General features: G+C 57.5%; 18 protein-coding genes. 13 read left to right on the forward strand and 5 right to left on the reverse strand.

The genetic code is table 11. The features are described from left to right. The first annotated feature begins 8 nt into the window (after nucleotides 1-8). The 4 genes from metF to ASQ50_RS06465 all read left to right on the forward strand — a co-directional run bounded on the left by metF (nucleotide 9) and on the right by ASQ50_RS06465 (nucleotide 3,357). Nucleotides 9-878 (forward strand): methylenetetrahydrofolate reductase [NAD(P)H], encoded by an 870-nt coding sequence (gene metF, locus ASQ50_RS06450; RefSeq protein ID WP_058092729.1) that lies wholly within the window; start codon nucleotides 9-11, stop codon nucleotides 876-878. Nucleotides 879-1,095: 217 nt separating this feature from the next. Beyond that, the gene (locus ASQ50_RS06455) at nucleotides 1,096-1,854 is read left to right on the forward strand and encodes a transporter substrate-binding domain-containing protein (RefSeq protein WP_058092728.1); all 759 of its coding nucleotides are present in this window, start codon (nucleotides 1,096-1,098) and stop codon (nucleotides 1,852-1,854) included. Between the two features lie 71 nt (nucleotides 1,855-1,925). Next, on the forward strand, nucleotides 1,926-2,597 hold the full coding sequence (locus ASQ50_RS06460; protein ID WP_058092727.1) for an amino acid ABC transporter permease: 672 nt from the start codon (nucleotides 1,926-1,928) through the stop codon (nucleotides 2,595-2,597). Between the two features lie 13 nt (nucleotides 2,598-2,610). Then, complete coding sequence (locus tag ASQ50_RS06465) at nucleotides 2,611-3,357, forward strand: amino acid ABC transporter ATP-binding protein (RefSeq protein WP_058092726.1); 747 nt, start codon at nucleotides 2,611-2,613, stop codon at nucleotides 3,355-3,357. Nucleotides 3,358-3,417: 60 nt separating this feature from the next. Here ASQ50_RS06465 and ASQ50_RS06470 read toward each other — a convergent pair whose 3' ends face one another. Then, nucleotides 3,418-4,206 (reverse strand): SDR family oxidoreductase, encoded by a 789-nt coding sequence (locus ASQ50_RS06470; RefSeq protein ID WP_058092725.1) that lies wholly within the window; start codon nucleotides 4,204-4,206, stop codon nucleotides 3,418-3,420. Between the two features lie 111 nt (nucleotides 4,207-4,317). Next, complete coding sequence (locus ASQ50_RS06475) at nucleotides 4,318-4,806, reverse strand: DUF2505 domain-containing protein (protein ID WP_058092724.1); 489 nt, start codon at nucleotides 4,804-4,806, stop codon at nucleotides 4,318-4,320. 214 nt (nucleotides 4,807-5,020) lie between these two features. Between ASQ50_RS06475 and ASQ50_RS06480 the strand changes: the two genes are divergently transcribed. The 4 genes from ASQ50_RS06480 to ASQ50_RS06495 all read left to right on the forward strand — a co-directional run bounded on the left by ASQ50_RS06480 (nucleotide 5,021) and on the right by ASQ50_RS06495 (nucleotide 9,754). Further along, complete coding sequence (locus tag ASQ50_RS06480) at nucleotides 5,021-6,370, forward strand: adenosylmethionine--8-amino-7-oxononanoate transaminase (protein WP_058092723.1); 1,350 nt, start codon at nucleotides 5,021-5,023, stop codon at nucleotides 6,368-6,370. Nucleotides 6,371-6,379: 9 nt separating this feature from the next. Further along, nucleotides 6,380-7,114, forward strand: coding sequence for a 16S rRNA (uracil(1498)-N(3))-methyltransferase (locus ASQ50_RS06485; RefSeq protein ID WP_058092722.1), 735 nt, complete (start codon nucleotides 6,380-6,382; stop codon nucleotides 7,112-7,114). Between the two features lie 272 nt (nucleotides 7,115-7,386). Then, entirely contained in the window at nucleotides 7,387-8,616 is a 1,230-nt protein-coding gene (locus ASQ50_RS06490) for a DUF445 domain-containing protein (protein ID WP_058092721.1), read from the forward strand. 91 nt (nucleotides 8,617-8,707) lie between these two features. Beyond that, nucleotides 8,708-9,754: an HDOD domain-containing protein gene (locus ASQ50_RS06495; RefSeq protein ID WP_058092720.1), complete on the forward strand. Its 1,047-nt coding sequence runs from the start codon at nucleotides 8,708-8,710 to the stop codon at nucleotides 9,752-9,754. Here the strand turns inward: ASQ50_RS06495 and ASQ50_RS06500 are convergent. Both ASQ50_RS06500 and ASQ50_RS06505 read right to left on the reverse strand, forming a co-directional pair. Next, nucleotides 9,737-11,095, reverse strand: a complete 1,359-nt coding sequence (locus ASQ50_RS06500) for a YihY/virulence factor BrkB family protein (protein WP_058092719.1) — start codon at nucleotides 11,093-11,095, stop codon at nucleotides 9,737-9,739. The two genes, ASQ50_RS06495 and ASQ50_RS06500, sit on opposite strands and share 18 nt — an antisense overlap. Nucleotides 11,096-11,188: 93 nt before the next feature. Next, nucleotides 11,189-12,124, reverse strand: coding sequence for a D-2-hydroxyacid dehydrogenase (locus ASQ50_RS06505; RefSeq protein ID WP_058092718.1), 936 nt, complete (start codon nucleotides 12,122-12,124; stop codon nucleotides 11,189-11,191). 74 nt (nucleotides 12,125-12,198) lie between these two features. Between ASQ50_RS06505 and tmpT the strand changes: the two genes are divergently transcribed. The 4 genes from tmpT to ASQ50_RS06525 all read left to right on the forward strand — a co-directional run bounded on the left by tmpT (nucleotide 12,199) and on the right by ASQ50_RS06525 (nucleotide 18,073). Beyond that, the gene (gene tmpT / locus ASQ50_RS06510; protein WP_058092717.1) at nucleotides 12,199-12,858 is read left to right on the forward strand and encodes a thiopurine S-methyltransferase; all 660 of its coding nucleotides are present in this window, start codon (nucleotides 12,199-12,201) and stop codon (nucleotides 12,856-12,858) included. A gap of 420 nt (nucleotides 12,859-13,278) precedes the next feature. Then, complete coding sequence (locus ASQ50_RS06515; RefSeq protein WP_058092716.1) at nucleotides 13,279-15,201, forward strand: PrkA family serine protein kinase; 1,923 nt, start codon at nucleotides 13,279-13,281, stop codon at nucleotides 15,199-15,201. A gap of 26 nt (nucleotides 15,202-15,227) precedes the next feature. Further along, nucleotides 15,228-16,517 (forward strand): YeaH/YhbH family protein, encoded by a 1,290-nt coding sequence (locus tag ASQ50_RS06520; RefSeq protein ID WP_227510196.1) that lies wholly within the window; start codon nucleotides 15,228-15,230, stop codon nucleotides 16,515-16,517. After that, a complete protein-coding gene (locus tag ASQ50_RS06525; protein ID WP_058092714.1) occupies nucleotides 16,514-18,073 on the forward strand; it encodes a SpoVR family protein in 1,560 nt (519 codons plus the stop codon). Before ASQ50_RS06520 ends, ASQ50_RS06525 begins: the two co-directional genes overlap by 4 nt. Nucleotides 18,074-18,081: 8 nt before the next feature. Here the strand turns inward: ASQ50_RS06525 and ASQ50_RS20955 are convergent, their stop codons facing one another. Then, nucleotides 18,082-18,273, reverse strand: a complete 192-nt coding sequence (locus ASQ50_RS20955) for a hypothetical protein (RefSeq protein WP_156471757.1) — start codon at nucleotides 18,271-18,273, stop codon at nucleotides 18,082-18,084. Nucleotides 18,274-18,445: 172 nt separating this feature from the next. Between ASQ50_RS20955 and ASQ50_RS06530 the strand changes: the two genes are divergently transcribed. After that, the gene (locus ASQ50_RS06530) at nucleotides 18,446-18,901 is read left to right on the forward strand and encodes a hypothetical protein (RefSeq protein ID WP_156471756.1); all 456 of its coding nucleotides are present in this window, start codon (nucleotides 18,446-18,448) and stop codon (nucleotides 18,899-18,901) included. The last annotated feature ends 22 nt before the right edge of the window (nucleotides 18,902-18,923 follow it).

The following is an 18,923-nucleotide window of genomic DNA, read 5'->3' on the forward strand; positions in this document are numbered from 1 at the left end:
AAACGATCATGGAATCCCAGAAGCAATTCAAGCGCCGTTTCAGCTTTGAGTTTTTCCCGCCCAAGACCGATCAGGGCAAGGAAAAGCTGCAGGCGGTGCGCAACCAGCTGGCGGAGGTGAACCCGGATTTCTTCTCGGTCACCTTCGGCGCCGGCGGCTCCACCCGGGACCGCACCATTGAAACAGTACTGAACCTGCACAAGCAGGGCATTTCCACGGCACCGCACCTGTCGTGCGTGGGTGGTACCCGCGCAGAGATCGGCGAGCTGCTGGATCTGTACAAAGAAAACGGCATCAACCGGATCGTGGCCCTGCGCGGCGACCTGCCCTCGGGTATGGGCGCTTCCGGTGAACTGCGTTACGCCAACGAACTGGTGGAGTTCATCCGGGAGCACAGCGGTGATCACTTCAACCTGGAAGTGGCCGCATACCCGGAGTTCCATCCCCAGGCCCGCAACGCCGAGGAAGACCTGAAGAACTTCGCACGAAAAGTACAGGCCGGTGCCAACAGCGCCATCACCCAGTACTTCTTCAACGCCGACAGCTACTTCTACTTCATCGACCGCCTGGAGCAGATGGGAGTCACCATTCCGGTGGTGCCGGGCATCATGCCGATCGTGAACTTCTCCAGCCTGGTGCGGTTCTCCGACATGTGCGGTGCGGAAATCCCGCGTTGGATCCGCAAGCAGCTGGAAGCCTATGGCGACGACACCGACAGCATCCGCAAGTTCGGTGAAGACGTGGTCACCGAGATGTGTGAGAAGCTGCTGAAAGCCGGGGCGCCCGGGCTGCACTTCTACACCCTGAACCAGGCTGAACCCAGTCTCTCCATCTGGAAGAATCTGGACATCAGCGACCGGGAGAAGATCGCTTTCTGATCTGCTCCCCGAAGCCCTCTGCCGGCCGGCAGAGGGCTTTCTCTTTCCCCTCCCCAGCGTTATAACCAACTGAATTTCTGCAAATCCTGCTTTTCTGGTCTAGGCTGTATCTGATGTATCCCCATCAACGCTCCTCGCAAGGCAAGCGTTAAAAGCGGTTACCTGTGCGAATTGCCTTACCGGGCAAATGGAGCATAAAAAACAGAAAGGAGATCACATGAGCACGAAATGGCTGAAAACACTGGGCGCTGGTCTGGCATTGTCGGTTGCAGCGTCAACCGTTAGTGCAGAAACCCTCCGAGTGGTGACCGACCCAAGTTTTGTCCCCTTTGAAATGATGGACCAGGAAACCGGCGAGATGATCGGTTTCGACATGGATATCATCTCTGAGGTGGCCGAGCGCGCGGGCTTTGAGTACAACCTGCAGACCATGGATTTCAATGGCATTATCCCGGCCCTGCAAACCGGCAACGTGGATATCGCTATCGCCGGCATTACCATCACCGAAGAGCGCAAGCAGATTGTCGATTTCTCTGACCCCTACTACGACTCCGGCCTGCGGATTCTGGTGCGGGCAAACAACAGTGATGTCGATGAGCTTTCTGATCTTGAGGGCAAAAAAGTTGGCACCAAGATCGGCAGCACCAGTTACGACTTCCTGATGCAAAACCTGGATAACAATGGCGGTGTCACGCCGTACCCGGGCAGCTCCGATATGTATATGGCACTGATGTCCCGAGCCATTGATGCGGTGTTCTACGATGCCCCGAACGTTGGCTACTTTGCCAGCACCCGTGGCGAAGGCCGGGTGAAAACCGTCGGCCAGCTTTATGAAGGCCAGCAGTACGGTATCGCCCTGAAAAAGGGCAGCCAATGGGTTGGCCCGGTCAACGAAGCACTTGCCTCTATTAAGGAAGACGGTACCTACAAGACCATTTATGAAAAATGGTTTGGCCCCATGCCTGAAGACAAGTAACCCGCCATCCGTTCTGGTCAGGGCGTACAACGCCCTGACCGGTTCCTCCCAACTCAACGGAGACTCACACTGTGGAATTCCAGTTTCAGTTTGACTGGCAGGCAGCAATCCATGCCATTCCATTTCTGGCCAAAGGCATCCCCTACACTCTGATGATTTCCTTTGGCGGCCTGGCCATCGGCTTTGTGCTGGGCATCCTGTTCGGTTTGCTGAGCATCAACAAAAGCTGGTTCCTGCGCTGGCCCGCCATTGCCTACATCGAGATTTTTCGTGGCACGCCGATTCTGGTTCAGGTCCTGTTTATTTTCTACGGGCTGCCAGACCTGGTCGGTGGGCCCATCGACCCGCTCACCGCTGGCATTGCAGCCATCGCACTCAATTCCGGCGCTTATATTTCCGAAGTGGTGCGCGGTGGCGTGCAGTCCATCGACAAGGGCCAGACCGAAGCAGGCCTGTCGCTCGGGCTCTCCAGAACCCAGACCTTCTGGTCCATCATCTGGCCCCAGGCGTTCCGGCGCATGATTCCGCCACTGGGCAACCAGGGCATTGTCAGCATCAAAGACACGTCCCTGTTTTCTGTCATCGGCGTAGGTGAACTGGTCCGTCAGGGGCAGGTGTACATTGCCAACACGTTTACCGCGTTTGAGGTGTATTTCGTGGTCGCACTCATGTACCTGGCCATCACCTTAACTCTGTCCCTGCTCCTGCGTTTGCTTGAGCGCCGTGGCGTAGCGTCTGTCTGAAGGAGCCCGAGTAATGACTCAGATTGTGAAAATGAAGGGCATGAACAAGTACTTCGGCAAACTGCATGTCCTCAAGGATATTGACCTGACCGTCGAGCAGGGAGAAGTAGTGGTGATTATCGGTGCCAGCGGCTCCGGCAAGTCCACTTTGATCCGCTGTGTGAACGGCCTTGAAGAGTATGAATCCGGCGTCCTGGAAGTAGATAACCAGAAACTCGCGCCCAAAGGTGGCAACCAGCAGGCGTTGTCGGAAATACGCAAGGAAGTGGGCATGGTGTTCCAGCAGTTCAATCTGTTCCCTCACCTGACGGTACGAAAGAACATCATGCTGGCCCCCATGAAAGTCAAAAAGGCGTCCCAGGTAGTGGCCAACGCCACCGCAGAGCGCTTGCTGGACAGAGTAGGCATCGGCAACCAGGCCGACAAATACCCCAGCCAGTTGTCGGGTGGCCAGCAGCAACGGGTAGCCATCGCCCGGGCCCTCGCCATGGAACCCCGATTGATGCTGTTCGACGAACCTACCTCGGCGCTGGACCCGGAAATGATCGGGGAGGTGCTGGATGTCATGCGAGAGCTGGCCAAGGAGGGGATGACCATGATGGTGGTTACCCACGAGATGGGATTTGCCCGGGAAGTCGCAGACCGGGTGATCTACATTCATGAGGGCCAGATTGTCGAGGAAGGCAGGCCCGACGACGTCTTCGACAACCCCCAGAACGAGCGCACCCAGGCATTTCTTTCACGGGTGCTGGCGCACTGACCGCCTCGCACCCGGTTCGTTTGGCCTCGGTAGTTGTCTAAGGCTTACCGAGGCCTGCAGTCACGCTCTGGCCAGGCGGAACAGCAACTCCGGCGACAGCCGCTTAACCCAGAGCGCCGCCATTTCCTTGCCCTTACCCACCGGGATTTCGCGCTTCTTCGCTTGAAGCCCCTTGAAAATCACCTCGGCACATTCGTTTACGTCCATGCCACCGGCAATATCTGCATCTTCCTCACCAAAAGCAGAGCCATCGCCCGAAAGGGCATTGCGGGAAATATCCGTGCGAATAAAACCGGGTGTAATGGTAGACACCTGAACACCCTCACCCTCCACTTCCGCACGAAGGGCATCAAAAAAGCCCATCACCGCATGCTTGGCGGCGCAATATCCGGTTCTCATGGGGGCACCGACTTTGCCAGCCACACTGGAGGTGACCGCCAGGTGCCCGGCGCCACGCTCCAGCATATGGGGCAGCACCGCCTTGGTGAGTGCAATCTGGCCCATCACATCCACGTCCATCAGCTTCTGATAGACCGCCATATCGGTATCTTTGCACAAGGAGCGTTGAGAGACGCCTGCGTTGTTGACCAGCAGATCGATAGTACCGAAGGCCTCCAGCACCGCCTGAACGGCACCGGGCAAAGAAGCCCAGTCAGTCACATCCAGCGGCAAGACCAGCACATGCCCCTCCTCCAGGCCGGCCTCAAGGCAGCGGCTTGCAACTCGCTCCAGTTCGCTTTTACGGCGGGCAGATAACACAAGACGCGCGCCATGTTTCGCATATCGAAGGGCGAGCGCCTCGCCAATGCCGGAGGAGGCTCCGGTAATCCAGACAGTTTGTGCGGGCATAGTAATTCAGTCCTTCCGTTACCAGGCTCTTGTTTTGGAACGTTTAAACAAGAGACTACACCAGCAAATGAACACCCGCCATGACCATCACCGGGCGGCGGTTAGCAAACGTCACAACAACTGACGCGTAACCTCATACTCCCGTTCAATCTTTGCGTGAGAATCTTCTGCCAGAAACTTAGCCACCTTCTTGCCGAGGAAAGGCACATCGCAGTGAACAGACAGGTTCACGTAGTTGATGCAGCGATTACCATTGCCCAGCAAACGCATAATGCCCTTGATTCGAGCTGGCACCCCATCAATCTTTACCCGGAACTCACAGTGCCACTCGCCATCGTCTTTCTTGAACCAGTGCTCTTCCTGGCGCACCCGGTTCCACTCCCGATGAAAGCTGGCCAGCATGCCGGGGACCGGGGCTGACGCCATCATTTCCCGCTCAATGACCAGCTTGGCCGCAGCATCGTCCCGTTGGAGCTCAGCTACACGAAGGTTCCGGGAACCAAGCTTCTGGTTCTTTTCAATAATGTGATGCTCACTGAAGAACCGTTCGATGATGTGATCCAGCCCTACCTCATAGGCATGCTCCAGAGTCAGCTCCATAATCGCCTCCTGTTATGTTGAATTCATTGTTGCTGCAGCCGGCCATCCTCACATTGGCCGCCCGAACGAGCGTTTCTGGCATGGAAGCCATCCGACTGGTTCACACGCCACCGCTGTTCTGGGTCACAACCGGGGCGCTGTTAACCGAGCGCTCCGGGAAGTATCATGGGCGGTCTCAAACAAAATGCCCCAGCCGGGAAGACAGGAGAACACGATGCGTAATGCTGATCTGGTCGCACGGGACCTCAAATCCGTGTGGCACCCCTGCACCCAGATGAAAGACCACGAAAGCCTGCCGTTGATTCCCATCAAGCGCGGCGAAGGCGTGTGGTTGGAAGACTTCGAGAGCAACCGGTATATCGATGCGGTCAGTTCGTGGTGGGTGAACCTGTTCGGCCACGCCAACCCGCGGATCAACTCCGCTATCCAGGAACAGATTGGCCAGCTGGAACACGTGATTCTGGCCGGTTTTACCCATGAACCGGTGGTCAGCCTGTCTGAGCGCCTGATCGAAGTCACGCCCGAAGGGCTCAGCAAGTGCTTCTACGCGGATAACGGTTCATCCGCCATCGAAGCTGCCCTGAAGATGAGCTACCACTACTGGAAAAACCTGGGCCAGCCCGGCAAGAAAAACTTCGTCAATCTCAGCAACAGCTACCACGGCGAAACCCTGGGTGCACTGGCGCTCGGTGATGTGGCGCTCTATAAAGACACCTATCAGCCGCTGCTGATGGAGGTTCTTACCGCCCCATCCCCCGATGCCTACAACAAAGAACCGGGTGAAACCGACGAAGACTATGCCCTGCGCCAGTTCGAGGCCATGGAGAAACTGCTGGCCGAACGGCACGATGAAATCTGTGCTGTGGTGGTCGAGCCCCTGATCCAGTGCGCCGGCGGCATGCGCATGCACCATCCGATATACCACACCAAGCTCCGGGAAGCCTGCGACCGCTACAACGTGCACCTGATTGCCGACGAGATCGCCGTGGGCTTTGGTCGCACCGGCACCCTGTTCGCCTGTGAACAATCCGGCATTACCCCGGATTTCATGTGCCTGTCCAAGGGACTTACCGCCGGCTACCTGCCGTTGTCCGCCGTGCTGACCACCGAAACCGTGTACAACGCCTTTTACGACGACTACGAAACCTTGCGCGCCTTCCTGCACAGCCACAGCTACACCGGCAATCCCATCGGCTGCGCCGTCGCCCTGGCCACCCTGGACATCTTCCGGGACGAAAACGTCATCGAAAACAACCGCCAGCTGTCCCGCTGCATGGCTGAATCCGTCGCCCACCTGGCCGACCACCCCAACGTCGGTGACATCCGCCAGCACGGCATGACCCTGGCCATCGAAATGGTTAAAGACAAAGCCAGTAAAACCCCGTTCCCCTGGCAGGAACGCCGGGGTCTGAAAGTCTACCAACACGCCCTCACCCGCCAGGCACTGCTACGGCCCCTGGGCAACGTGGTGTACTTCATGCCCCCGTATGTCATCACCGAAGACCAGATACGCCACCTGGCACAGGTAGCGACCGAAGGCATCGGCATCGCGGTAAAAGGCTGAGGGCAGCCCATGCGCATACCCAGGATATTCACAGACAGCCCACTCCAGGCGGGCAGTCTCTGCGAGCTTGACGAAAACGCCGCCAACCACGTGGGCCGGGTACTGCGCATGCAGCCAGGCCAGGAGTTGCGCCTGTTCAACGGCGACGGCCAGGACTACACCGCCACCATCACCCAGGCCGGCAAGAAAAACGTTCAGGTAGAAATAACCGGGGCGGAAACCAACAACACCGAATCTCCCCTGAACATCATCCTGGGCCAGACATTATCCAAAGGCGACCGGATGGATTACGCGGTGCAGAAAGCGGTCGAAATGGGCGCCACCACCATCGCACCCCTGACCACCGAACGCTCCGATGTAAAACTCAAAGGTGACCGGGAAGAAAAACGCCTGCGCCACTGGCAGCAAGTCGCCATCAGCGCCGCCGAACAATGCGGCCGGGCGAGGGTACCGAACATACTGCCAGTAATGACCGTTGCCGAATGGCTGCAATACAGCCAGACCGCCGACCTGCAACTGGTACTCCACCACCGCACGGAGCAGTCGTTGAACACCCTCACCAAGCCGGGCAGCGTTGCCCTGATGATCGGCCCGGAGGGCGGTTTGACCGCCGATGAAATCCACCTTGCAGAACAAAACGGCTTCCTGCCCGTGGCCCTTGGCCCCCGGGTACTGCGCACCGAAACCGCCCCGGTCGCTGCCATTGCGCTGTGCCAGTGGCTGTGGGGAGACATCGGCAGCTGAGGTTTGTGGCCCTGATTGGCAAACCTGCGGGCATCGCAGTCATTGACAGATCTGGCCCCGACCAACATTATCCTTGTCTGACAAAAAAGCCTGAAGCCATTGCCGATTTAGGGGCAGCGGGTTGCGGAGAGGCTTTCCAAAACCCTGCGGAGCCATGGATGGCGGAGCGGAGCGTACAAGGACGTATTCACAGCGTGTTTTGGAAAGCCTCTCCGCAACCCGCTGCCGGGCACCAAGGACCAGGTAAAAATAAATAGATTCGCGAGCCCAGGATGACAGATCTACTTACCAATCCAGAGTTTTGGCAATACCTCAGCATCCCCGTGATAGCGGCCCTGATCGGCTGGAGCACCAACTGGCTCGCCATCAAAATGACCTTCTACCCCCTTGAATTCATTGGTAAACCACCGCTCCTGGGCTGGCAAGGCATCATCCCGTCCAAAGCCAGAAAGATGGCCGCCATCAGCGTCGATGCCACCATTTCCAAAATCGGCACCGTCCAGGAAATCTTCGACCAGATCGACCCCAAAGTCCTGGCCGCCCACATCATCTACACCGTCGACCCACGCATCGAAGAATACGTAGACGAACTCATGCTCCGGGAATACCCCTCCTTCTGGGAAAACCTGCCAGCATCCGCCCGCAAAATGGTCTACGACAGGGTTCGAAAGTCCACACCCCAACTGGTCGACAACCTGGTTGACGACATCTCAGACAACATCGAAGACCTGCTGGACATCAAAGGCATGGTCATCGAGCGCCTGGCTCGCGACAAAAAACTGCTCAACCGCATTTTCCTGGAATGCGGCGACGTAGAGTTCCGCTTCATCATCAACTCCGGCCTCTACTTCGGTTTCCTGTTCGGCTTGATCCAGATGGCCGTCTGGTACTTCTACCCCGCCATCTGGGTACTGCCCCTGTTCGGCCTTCTGGTGGGCTGGGCCACCAACTGGATTGCCCTGAACGTGATCTTCCGACCACTTCATGAACACAAAGTGGGCCCACTTCGGCTCCAGGGCCTGTTTCTCAAGCGTCAGCCGGAAGTTGCCGAGTCTTTCTGTCACATCGTGACCCATGAAATCCTCACCGTGGGCAACATCATCAACTCCATACTTGAAGGCCCCAAGGGCGACCGTGCCCGTAATATGGTCAAGAAACACATCAAACCTCTGGTGGATGAAACCGCTGGCATGGGCAAAGCCCTGACCCAGATGGCCTTCGGCCCGACCGGCTTTGCCACCCTGAAAAATCAGGTGGGCGAGAAAGCCATCCAGATCTCCCAAAGCTCCTTCAACAACCCTGTGTTCGAGCAGGACCGTGCCCGCGCCGTCGAATCGATCATGGTTGAGCGGATGATTGCGCTGTCATCAGAAGAATTCCAGGATCTGCTGCGCCCCTGTTTCCAGGAAGACGAAATCAAACTGATTCTGGTTGGGGCTTTTCTGGGCTTCGTCGCCGGTGTGTGCCAACTGGTATTCGTGTTTGGAGAAGCCTTCTTCTGAAGCCACACAAGACTGTGCAGGGTTGCATAACGCCACTATACTGATCCGGTGAACGGTCACTTTTAAATACACGTTAAATCGGAGGCAATGGATGCCGGGCTTTTTTTCCTGGATATCAGGCTTGTTTGCGACGCCGCCGCCTGCCGCGGCGGCCACCGAGACACGCCTGTTTAACCCGGCGCAAAGTCACAGCCCCGAACAACACGCTTCAGACGCCGTAGTTGTCAAACAGCTGGAAGATCACCTGTTCTGCTGGCTGCTTGACGCTTCTCCGGCCATGCTCCGATCCGAACCCGCCGGGGCAGAACAAATACTGACCGAACTGGAGCGCCGCCTGCGCACCAGTGAGATGGAAGAGCTACCGCGCAGGCCCGGCAGCCTGCCCATGCTGATGCGGGCGTTGTCTAACGAAACAACCGACCGCAAGCAGATTACCGACATCATCCTGAGTGACCCGTCGCTCACAGACCAACTCCTTCAGGTAGCCAACAGCCCCTACTTCCGGCCCGGTGACAGCACCATAGAGTCGGTGGATCAAGCCGTATTTGTATTGGGGCTGGATGGCATCCGGAACGTCATTTCAGCGGCGGTCATGCGCCCGATGATGGCGGCAAGAAACAGTCGGGAAGCCCTGTTTGCACAGCGTGCCTGGCGCTGGGGGCTGACCTGCGCCCGGGCAACGGAACTGATTGCCCGCATTCACCGCGACGACACCAGTGCCCATTTCATGGTGGGGCTGCTGCCGGCACTTGCCTATATTACCATTCGCCGGGAGCTTGGCCGCATCTACCGGGCTCAGAGTGCCGGCAGCGAGCCAGAGCCAGCGGTTCTGAGGACAGCCCTGATCCGACATCAATGGGCAGCCTGCCAACTGCTGGCCAATGTCTGGAACCTGCCGCCGAAATATCATGCCTGGCTGCTCTCGGCCGAACGCCCGGCGCCCAGGCAAGCCCATTCGGCGCTCACCGATGGCTTGTTGTTGGGAACCCGTGAAGTACTGCGCCATGCTCGCCAGCGCAATTTGCCGGAAGACAAGCTGGCTCAAATCGTGCACCTGACACCGGAGCAGGTCACCCCGGTGCGCAAGGCCGTGCTCAGGATGCTACAGGAAGGCAAAAGCTCAAAAGCTGACGCCTGACACCTTCGAGGCATCCGTGGCGCTGTCTGGGGAATCTTCCCCGCCAGCCAGCAACTCCGCGAAACTGACATCCTTACCGTGACCCACCAGATCTCTCAGCTGCACCGGCATGGCACTGCTTGGAAGGCGGTCAACAACCCGGTCCTCATCCCGGCGGATGGCCTGGAGCACACTCCCGACTGTGATCAGGTGCAATGCCTTGCCGGGTACCAACTGATCACCATTGCGCCCCGCCAGACTCAACAGTCCGGCGCGAATCAGCTTGTCACTGATGCTCCGTGTAACCTCCCCAGGTACACGCAGCTCATACTCCAGTGCCTCTTGCTGCGGTGCAGGCTGCCCCAGGCTGAACGGCTTGGCCACCATCCACATCAACGCCAGGCCCACCCGTTCCTGCAACTCCGGCGCCAGCTGCACATTCTGACGCTTGGCCACAGACCCCGGATTCTGCATGTAAAAGGCCAGGCTGGCGCCGAGCAGCAGGATCATCCAGTTCAGGTAGGTCCATATCAGCAGAATAATGCCCACCGCGAACCCCGAATAGATCGCCGCGTACTTGGTCGAATTGGCCACAAAGGACGCAAACAGCATGCCCGCCGCCTGCCAGGAGACCCCTGCTATCAAACCAGCAATGAACGCATAACGCAGCTTTACGCGGGTATTGGGGATGAACACATAGACAAACGTGAAGGCCCCCACCACCAGGAAGAACGGGGTGAAGCGGCTGACCATCACAATCAAAGAACCGAACGGTTCAATCTCCATGAACCGCTGCACAACGTTGGATGAAAAAATGGTGGCGGTCACGCCAATGGCTGAGACCATCAGCAGTGGGCCAACCATGATCACGCTCAGATAGTTGCTGAAGCGCTGGGCCATGGATCGCATCTCGGGCACGCGCCAGATCATATTGAACGAACGTTCGATTTTCTGGACCAGCGAGATGACGGTGTACACCAGCAACGCCAGGCCCACAGAGCCCAACACGCCAACTCTCATGTTATCGACAAAACCCAGGATGCGCTCTGCAACCTCCATGCCCTGGGGGCCCATCGGCTCAAAAAACTGGTATAGCAAGGGCTCCATGCGCTGGTGCACACCCATCGCTTTAAGCACCGAAAAGCTCAGAGCCAGCAAGGGCACAATGCTTAGCAAGGTGGTGTAGACCAGGCTCATGGCGTGAAGGGTCAGCTGCCCGCTGATGACATCCCTAGCCACGGCATACACAGAACGCCCGGTTTTATAGAGCCAGGTCCAGGGCCATTTCTGCGGTGGATTGGGGTTGGCGAGAATCCACTTCTCCGCCGCCTGAAGCCGCTCTTTGGTTTGAATTGATGCCACGCAAGATCCTGCTTGTCAGTGTTTTCTACAGCTTATCAGCCAACCGGCTGTTAACAAGCCGATTCTCTAGCCAATGAGTTCGGAACCGGCAGATCATGCCCGTGACGCAAGATTCCTTGCGGTAATCCCCACAATTCGCTGACGGGCCTCACGACTGGCCCAGGCGGAGTGGGGGGTAAGAATCAGGTTCGGAATATCCTCCGCCAGCAATGGATTCCCGTGGCGTGGCGGCTCCTCAGTCAGCACATCAAACCCGGCCCCGGCGATCTGACCGTTGCGCAGGGCATTCGCCAACGCCGCTTCATCTACCAGACCTCCCCGGCTGGTGTTGATCAGCAACGCTGTGGGTTTCATCAACCCCAGTTCCCTCTCACCAATCATATTCCGGGTGTCATCGGTCAGCAGGCAGTGCAGAGACAGTACGTCGGCCTGCGCCAACAGGTCGTCCAGCGGAACCCGGGAATAGCCATCGACCTCTCCGGGCTGCTGCCCTGGCCGACAACCCAGCACAATGTTCATACCAAAGGCCTTTGCCCGTTCCACAACACCCTGCCCCAGGTCGCCATAACCGACAATACCCAGCGTTTTGCCCTCCAGCTCCATAATCGGGTAGTCCATCAGGCAGAACATATCACTCTTACCCCAGGTACCATTTCGGGCATCCCGATTGTAATCCAGCAACCGCGTGGCCAGCGCCAGAATCAGCGCCATGGTGTGCTGGGCCACGGTGGAACGGCCATAGTTGGTCACGTTCATCACGGTGATCCCATGCTCCTTTGCCGCCGCCCGGTCAATGTTGTTCAGCCCCGTGGCCACCACCGCAATCGTCTTCAGCTCCGGGCAGGCGTCGAAATGCTCCCTGCCCAGCACCACCTTGTTCACCAGCACCGTATCAAAACCCTGAATCCGCTCCACAACCTGCTCGGGCGAGGTTCGGTCATAACAGGTCAGGCCACCGGTTACCTGCTCAATCGGCGACAGATCCACATCACTGCCAAGGGTCTGGCTATCAAGAAACACCGCTTTCATACTTTTCTCCCAACTCAAGAACCGCACAGATTAAGGTAGACTGAGTAAAACGAGCAAACTCAGGGAGGCAAACCATGGAACACGAATTCTGGCACGAACGCTGGGAAAAGAGCCAAATCGGCTTCCACGAGGGCACGGTAAACCAGTACCTGCATGACCACTGGCCGGAGCTGGCCGGCCAGGGCACCGAAGCCGTGTTCGTGCCCCTGTGCGGCAAAGCCCATGACATGTGGTGGCTCCACGACCGTGGCCACCCCATCATTGGCGTGGAAATCAGCGACATCGCCTGCAAGGATTTCTTCGAAGAGGCCGGCGAGAAAGCCAAGGTGCATCCGGGCGAACCCTTCACTACCTTCAAACACGACGACCTGCAAATCTGGTGCGGCGACTTCTTCCAACTGGTGCCCGATGACCTCAAACACATCCGCCTCGTCTACGACCGTGCAGCGCTCATCGCCCTGCCCCCGGAAATGCGCAAAGGCTATGTGGACCACCTGACCGCCATCATCCCGGACGGCACCAGAATCCTGCTGATCACCCTCGATTACGACAGCAACGAAATGCAAGGCCCTCCCTTCAACGTCAGCGACGAGGAAGTGTTCCAGCTGTATAGCGAGGACTACGAAGTTAACCACGTACTGAAGCGCGACATGGCCCACGACAACCCCTTCGCCAAAAGAAGAGGCCTGAGAAACGGCGCCGCAGAAAGCGTGTTTACACTAATAAAGAAATAAGTGGCCCACCGCAGTCCAAAAGCGGCCCCTTCGAGGTCTCGATCGACGTATGCCGGGGCAGGATTTTCTTGGGCAAACTGAATGTCTGAGCAAAGCGAGTTTCAGTTTGCCCAAGAAAATCCTGCCCCGGTGTACGTCAGCCCCCCAACCCAGGACGCCCAGAAGGCCACCAATCCGATACGCCCCGTAACATAATTTAATGAACCTAAGGTGAACCCCACCTGTCCAACCCCCGAACTCTGAACTAAGCTCAGATTAAGCAGGCCGGAAAGCTCCGGATAACGTATACCTGTTTAACAGAACCATCCCATCAACCTATTAACCAGAGCACACCGCCCGGACCGGCGGCGTTTCAGCAACGGGGATATTGCGTGAGTTAAAGCGGTTTTATAACAAGCAAGAGCAAGCGAGGGGCCATCTATGAGCATTCTGCAGCACTTCAAAGACCGGTATGCATCCACTCAGGAGGAAGAATACTCCCTTGAGGAATACCTGGAGATCTGCAAAAAGGACCCAACAGCCTACAGCACCGCCGCCGAGCGAATGCTGATAGCCATCGGCGAACCAGAACTGATCGACACCTCCCGTGACCCTCGCCTGTCACGCATTTTTTCCAACAAAGTCATCAAGCGATACCCGGAATTCTCCGAGTTCTACGGCATGGAAGAAGCCGTGGAAAACATCGTGTCGTTCTTCCGCCACGCCGCCCAGGGCCTGGAAGAGAAGAAGCAGATTCTTTACCTGCTGGGCCCGGTGGGCGGCGGCAAATCCTCCCTGGCGGAAAAACTCAAGGCACTGATGCAGAAGGTGCCGTTCTATGCCATTAAAGGTTCGCCGGTCAACGAAAGCCCCCTGGGCCTGTTCGACCCGGACGAAGACGGCCCGATTCTGGAGGAAGAATACGGCATTCCCGGCCGCTACCTGAAAAACATCATGTCGCCCTGGGCCGTCAAACGCCTGCACGAGTATGGTGGCGACATCAGCCAGTTCCGGGTGGTGAAACGCTACCCGTCGGTGCTCGACCAGATCGGGGTGTCCAAGACCGAACCCGGTGATGACAACAACCAGGATATTTCGGCACTGGTGGGCAAGGTCAACATCCGTATGCTGGAAGACTTCTCCCAGGAGGATCCAGACGCTTACAGCTTTAGTGGCGGCCTGTGCAAAGCCAACCAGGGGCTGATGGAATTTGTGGAGATGTTCAAGGCCCCCATCAAGGTGCTGCATCCACTGCTGACCGCCACCCAGGAAGGCAACTATAACACCACCGAAGGTATGGGTTCCGTGCCCTTCGACGGCGTTATCCTGGCCCACTCCAACGAATCCGAGTGGCAGACCTTCCGCAACAACAAGCACAACGAAGCCTTCCTTGACCGGGTATACATCGTCAAGGTGCCCTATTGTGTGCGGGTTACCGAAGAGATCGAGATCTACCGCAAGCTGCTGAAAAACAGCTCCCTGGCCGGCGCCCCCTGTGCCCCAGACACCCTCGACATGCTGGCCCAGTTCTCGGTGCTGTCGCGCATCAAGGAGCCGGAAAACTCCAGCATCTTCTCCAAGATGAAGGTGTACGACGGCCAGAGCATCAAAGACACCGACCCGAAAGCCAAGTCCATCCAGGAATATCGGGACGCCGCCGGGGTGATGGAAGGCATGGATGGGTTGTCTACCCGCTTCGCGTTCAAGATTTTGTCAAAGGTATTCAACTTCGACACCACCGAAGTAGCGGCCAACCCGGTGCACCTGCTGTACGTGCTGGAAAAACAGATCGAGCAGGAACAGTATCCGTCTGAGATTCAGGAAAAATACCTGAGGTTCATCAAGGAATACCTGGCACCGCACTATGTGCAATTCATCGGCAAGGAAATCCAGACCGCCTATCTGGAAAGCTACAGCGAATACGGCCAGAACCTGTTCGACCGTTACGTGACCTACGCCGACCTGTGGATACAGGACCAGGAGTTCCGGGATCCGGAAACCGGGGAAATTCTGGACCGCGCCTCCATCAACGACGAGCTGGAAAAAATCGAGAAGCCTGCGGGCATCAGCAACCCGAAAGACTTCCGCAACGAAGTGGTCAACTTTGTGCTGCGGGCCCGGGCCAACAATCAGGGCCAGAATCCCAGCTGGCTCAGTTACGAGAAGCTGCGCAGCGTGATCGAGAAGAAGATGTTCTCCAACACCGAAGACCTGCTGCCGGTGATTTCCTTCAACCCGAAAGCCAGCCAGGAAGACCAGAAGAAGCACAAACAGTTTGTGGAACGCATGGTCGAACGTGGGTACACGGAGAAACAGGTCCGCTTGCTCGCTGAGTGGTATCTGCGTGTGCGTAAGTCCCATTAACGGCCAGCGGGAGCAGACCCATGGGTATGACCCACATAGTCGACCGGCGACTGAACGGTAAAAACAAAAGCGCGGTGAACCGGGAACGGTTCCTGCGCCGCTATCGCCATCACATCAAAAAAGCGGTGTCCGAAGCGGTCCAGAAACGTTCCATTACGGATATTGAACGGGGCGAGAAAGTCAGCATTCCGGCCCGGGATATACAGGAACCCATCTTCCACCATGGTCCCGGTGGTCGGCGGGAAGTGGTACACCCGGGCAACCAGGAATGGGTAGCCGGTGACACCATTCCCAAACCCCCGGGCGGTGGCGGCAAAGGCCAGGGGCAAGGCCAGGCCAGCCCCGACGGTGAAGGCATGGACGAATTTGCCTTCCAGATCACCCAGGAGGAATTCCTGGAATTCCTGTTTGATGACCTGGAACTGCCCAACCTGGCCCGCAAGAAACTCAAGGATACCGAAGCCTTCAGTTACGTACGCGCCGGGTTCACCAGCCAGGGTGTGCCCGCCAAACTGGATGTGGTGCGCTCCCTGCGGGGCGCCCATGCCCGCCGGCTCGGCCTCGGCGGCGCCCGCAAGAAGAAAATCAAGGATCTGGAAAAGCAGCTGGAAGTCCTGAGAAGCGCGCCTGAAGATCTGGACCCGGCCTTCAGCCATGAAGACCAGATCAAGGTGCTGGAAGACGAAATTGCGCGCCTGAAAGCCAACGTCAAACGCATTCCGTTTATCGACGAGATCGACCTGCGTTACCGCCAGCACCAGAAGCAGCCCAAGCCCGCCACCAGCGCCGTAATGTTCTGCCTGATGGATGTGTCCGGCTCCATGACTCAGATGCACAAAGACATCGCCAAGCGCTTTTTTATCCTGCTGTATCTGTTCCTGAAGAAGAACTACAAGAAGATCGATGTGGTGTTTATCCGCCACCACACCAGTGCCAAGGAAGTGGACGAAGAAGAATTCTTCTACAGCCGGGAAACCGGCGGCACCATTGTTTCCAGCGCCCTGAAGCTGATGCACCGGATCATCGAGGCCCGATACTCACCGGCGGAATGGAACATCTACGCTGCCCAGGCATCGGATGGTGACAACTGGAACGATGACTCCCCGGTTTGCAGCAAACTGCTGGCCAACAGCATTCTGCCGCTGGTGCAGTACTACTCTTACATCGAAATCACACCCCAGGACCACCAGATGCTCTGGTACGAGTACGAGAAGATCCTAGAACAGTTTCCCCAGAGTTTTGCCATGCAGCAAATTGCAGACCCTGGCGATATTTACCCGGTATTCCGACAGTTGTTCGAGAGGAAAGCGGCATGAGCAGCCTGATTGATCGCCCGAACGCACCGGAGAGCGAACAACCCAAGGCAGGAACGCCCATTTCCACCGGCTCAGAATGGACCTTTGAGCTTATCCAGAAGTACGACGAGGAGATTGCCAAGTGCGCCGCCGAGTTCGGCCTGGACACCTACCCTAACCAGGTGGAAGTGATTACGGCCGAGCAGATGATGGATGCCTACAGTTCCGTGGGTATGCCCGTGGGCTATCACCACTGGTCGTTCGGCAAGCAATTCCTGCAGACCTCCAAGGGCTACCAACGGGGACAGATGGGCCTGGCCTACGAGATCGTGATCAACTCCAACCCCTGTATCGCCTACCTGATGGAGGAGAACACCCTGCCCATGCAGGCCCTGGTGATCGCCCACGCCAGCTATGGCCACAATTCGTTTTTCAAAGGCAACTACCTGTTCCGCACCTGGACCGACGCCAGTGCGATCATCGATTACCTGGTGTTCGCCCGCAATTATGTCGCCGAATGCGAAGAGCGCCATGGTGTGGATGCGGTGGAGGAGATCCTGGATTCCTGTCATGCCCTGATGAACTACGGGGTAGACCGATACAAACGCCCGGCACCCATTTCCGCGGCGGAAGAAGCCCAGCGTCAAAAAGAGCGGGAAGAATACCAGCAAAGGCGCATCAACGATCTGTGGCGAACCATCCCGAAACCGGACGAAGACGACGACCCGGTCAAGCGTAAACCCCGCTACCCGGAAGAGCCCCAGGAAAACCTGCTGTACTTCATCGAGAAGAACGCGCCACTGTTGGAAACCTGGCAGCGGGAACTGGTGCGGATTGTGCGCAAACTGGCACAGTACTTTTACCCGCAGCGCCAGACCCAGGTGATGAACGAAGGCTGGGCCACCTTCTGGCACTACACCCTGTTGCACCGGATGTACGAGAAAGGCCTGGTGACCGACGGCTTTATGCTGGAATTCCTGCAAAGCCACACCGCCGTGGTGTACCAGCCACCATTCAACAGCCCCTGGTATTCCGGCATTAACCCCTACACCCTGGGCTTCTCCATCTTCACCGACCTGCGGCGCATCTGCGAGAACCCCACCAAGGAAGACCGGGAGTGGTTCCCGGACATCGCCGGCAAAGACTGGCTGGAGACCGTGCATTTCGCCATGCGCAACTTCAAGGATGAGAGTTTTATCCAGCAGTTCCTGTCGCCCAAAGTGATGCGGGATTTGAAACTGTTCGCCATTGAGAACGACGACCGGGAAGACCACTACCGGGTGACCGCCATTCATGACGACCCCGGCTACCGCACCCTGCGGGAGAAACTGGCTCGCCAGTACAACCTGAGCTACCGGGAGCCGAACATTCAGGTCTGGAACGTGGACGTGCGGGGCGACCGGTCGCTGACCCTGCGCCACGTGCCGGTAGACCGGGTGCCACTGGGAGCGGAAACCGACGAAGTGCTCAAGCACGTGCTCCGGCTGTGGGGCTTTGATGTGCATCTGGAAAGCGTGGACGACGGCACCGTGGTGGAAGAGCACCACTGTCCGCCAAGAGCGGTGGACGAAGAGTAAACCGGAACTTACAGCGCCCTGGCGGGAAACCAGGCGCTAACCTTCAATCCGCCGAGTTCCGAGCGGACCAGCGATAGCTGGCCGCCGTACAACTGCACCAGGTCTTTGACAATGGACACCGCCAGCGCCGCCACCAGCAGGCAACCCACCAGCATCCGGCGGGTAAACTGATCAGCGGGCATTGCGCGTAATACTGCCATGGGTTTGTTTATCCTAACGTTAGTCACACGTCCAATGGTGTCAGATGCAAAATGAATGAATCATGAACGAACCGCTCACGCTGGTGTCAGTCTGATTGTTCCAGAATGCCTCCAAGCTGACAGGAAACGCAACGCCGTCAGTGATTCACATCTGATGAATGAGGAGACTGATATGAAAACATTGACTGCGCTTGGACTGATTGCCGGCATCACCGCAGCCCCTCTGGCGATGGCCGACGCCCGTCTGGACGACGCGAAGAACGCAGTTGCAATGGGCACGGATTATGGCATCGTCGAGTTCCGCAGCATCGAATTTGATGATGACCATCAGGATGACGTGGAAATTGAAGGCTGGCTGGACGACCAGTGGTACGTTGAACTGGAATTCGACGACAACGGCAACATCGAGCGTGAAAGTCGCAGCCGGTACGATCGTGAACGCTTCGGCTTGTCTGCAGACGCGGTGCTGGACTACCTGGACGCCGCCGGTCGTGAAGGTATGGTATGGTCTGGTTTGATGAATTCGAAATCAGCTCCCGCGGCAACATCACCGTCGAAGGCGATGACGATCGGGACCAGGAGCTGGAAATTGACTTCCGCAGCGACAGCCTTGAGCCGGTGCGGGTAGAACGGGACGACTGAATGTGAGT

This window comes from Marinobacter sp. LQ44 (genome assembly GCF_001447155.2).
Taxonomy (GTDB): domain Bacteria; phylum Pseudomonadota; class Gammaproteobacteria; order Pseudomonadales; family Oleiphilaceae; genus Marinobacter.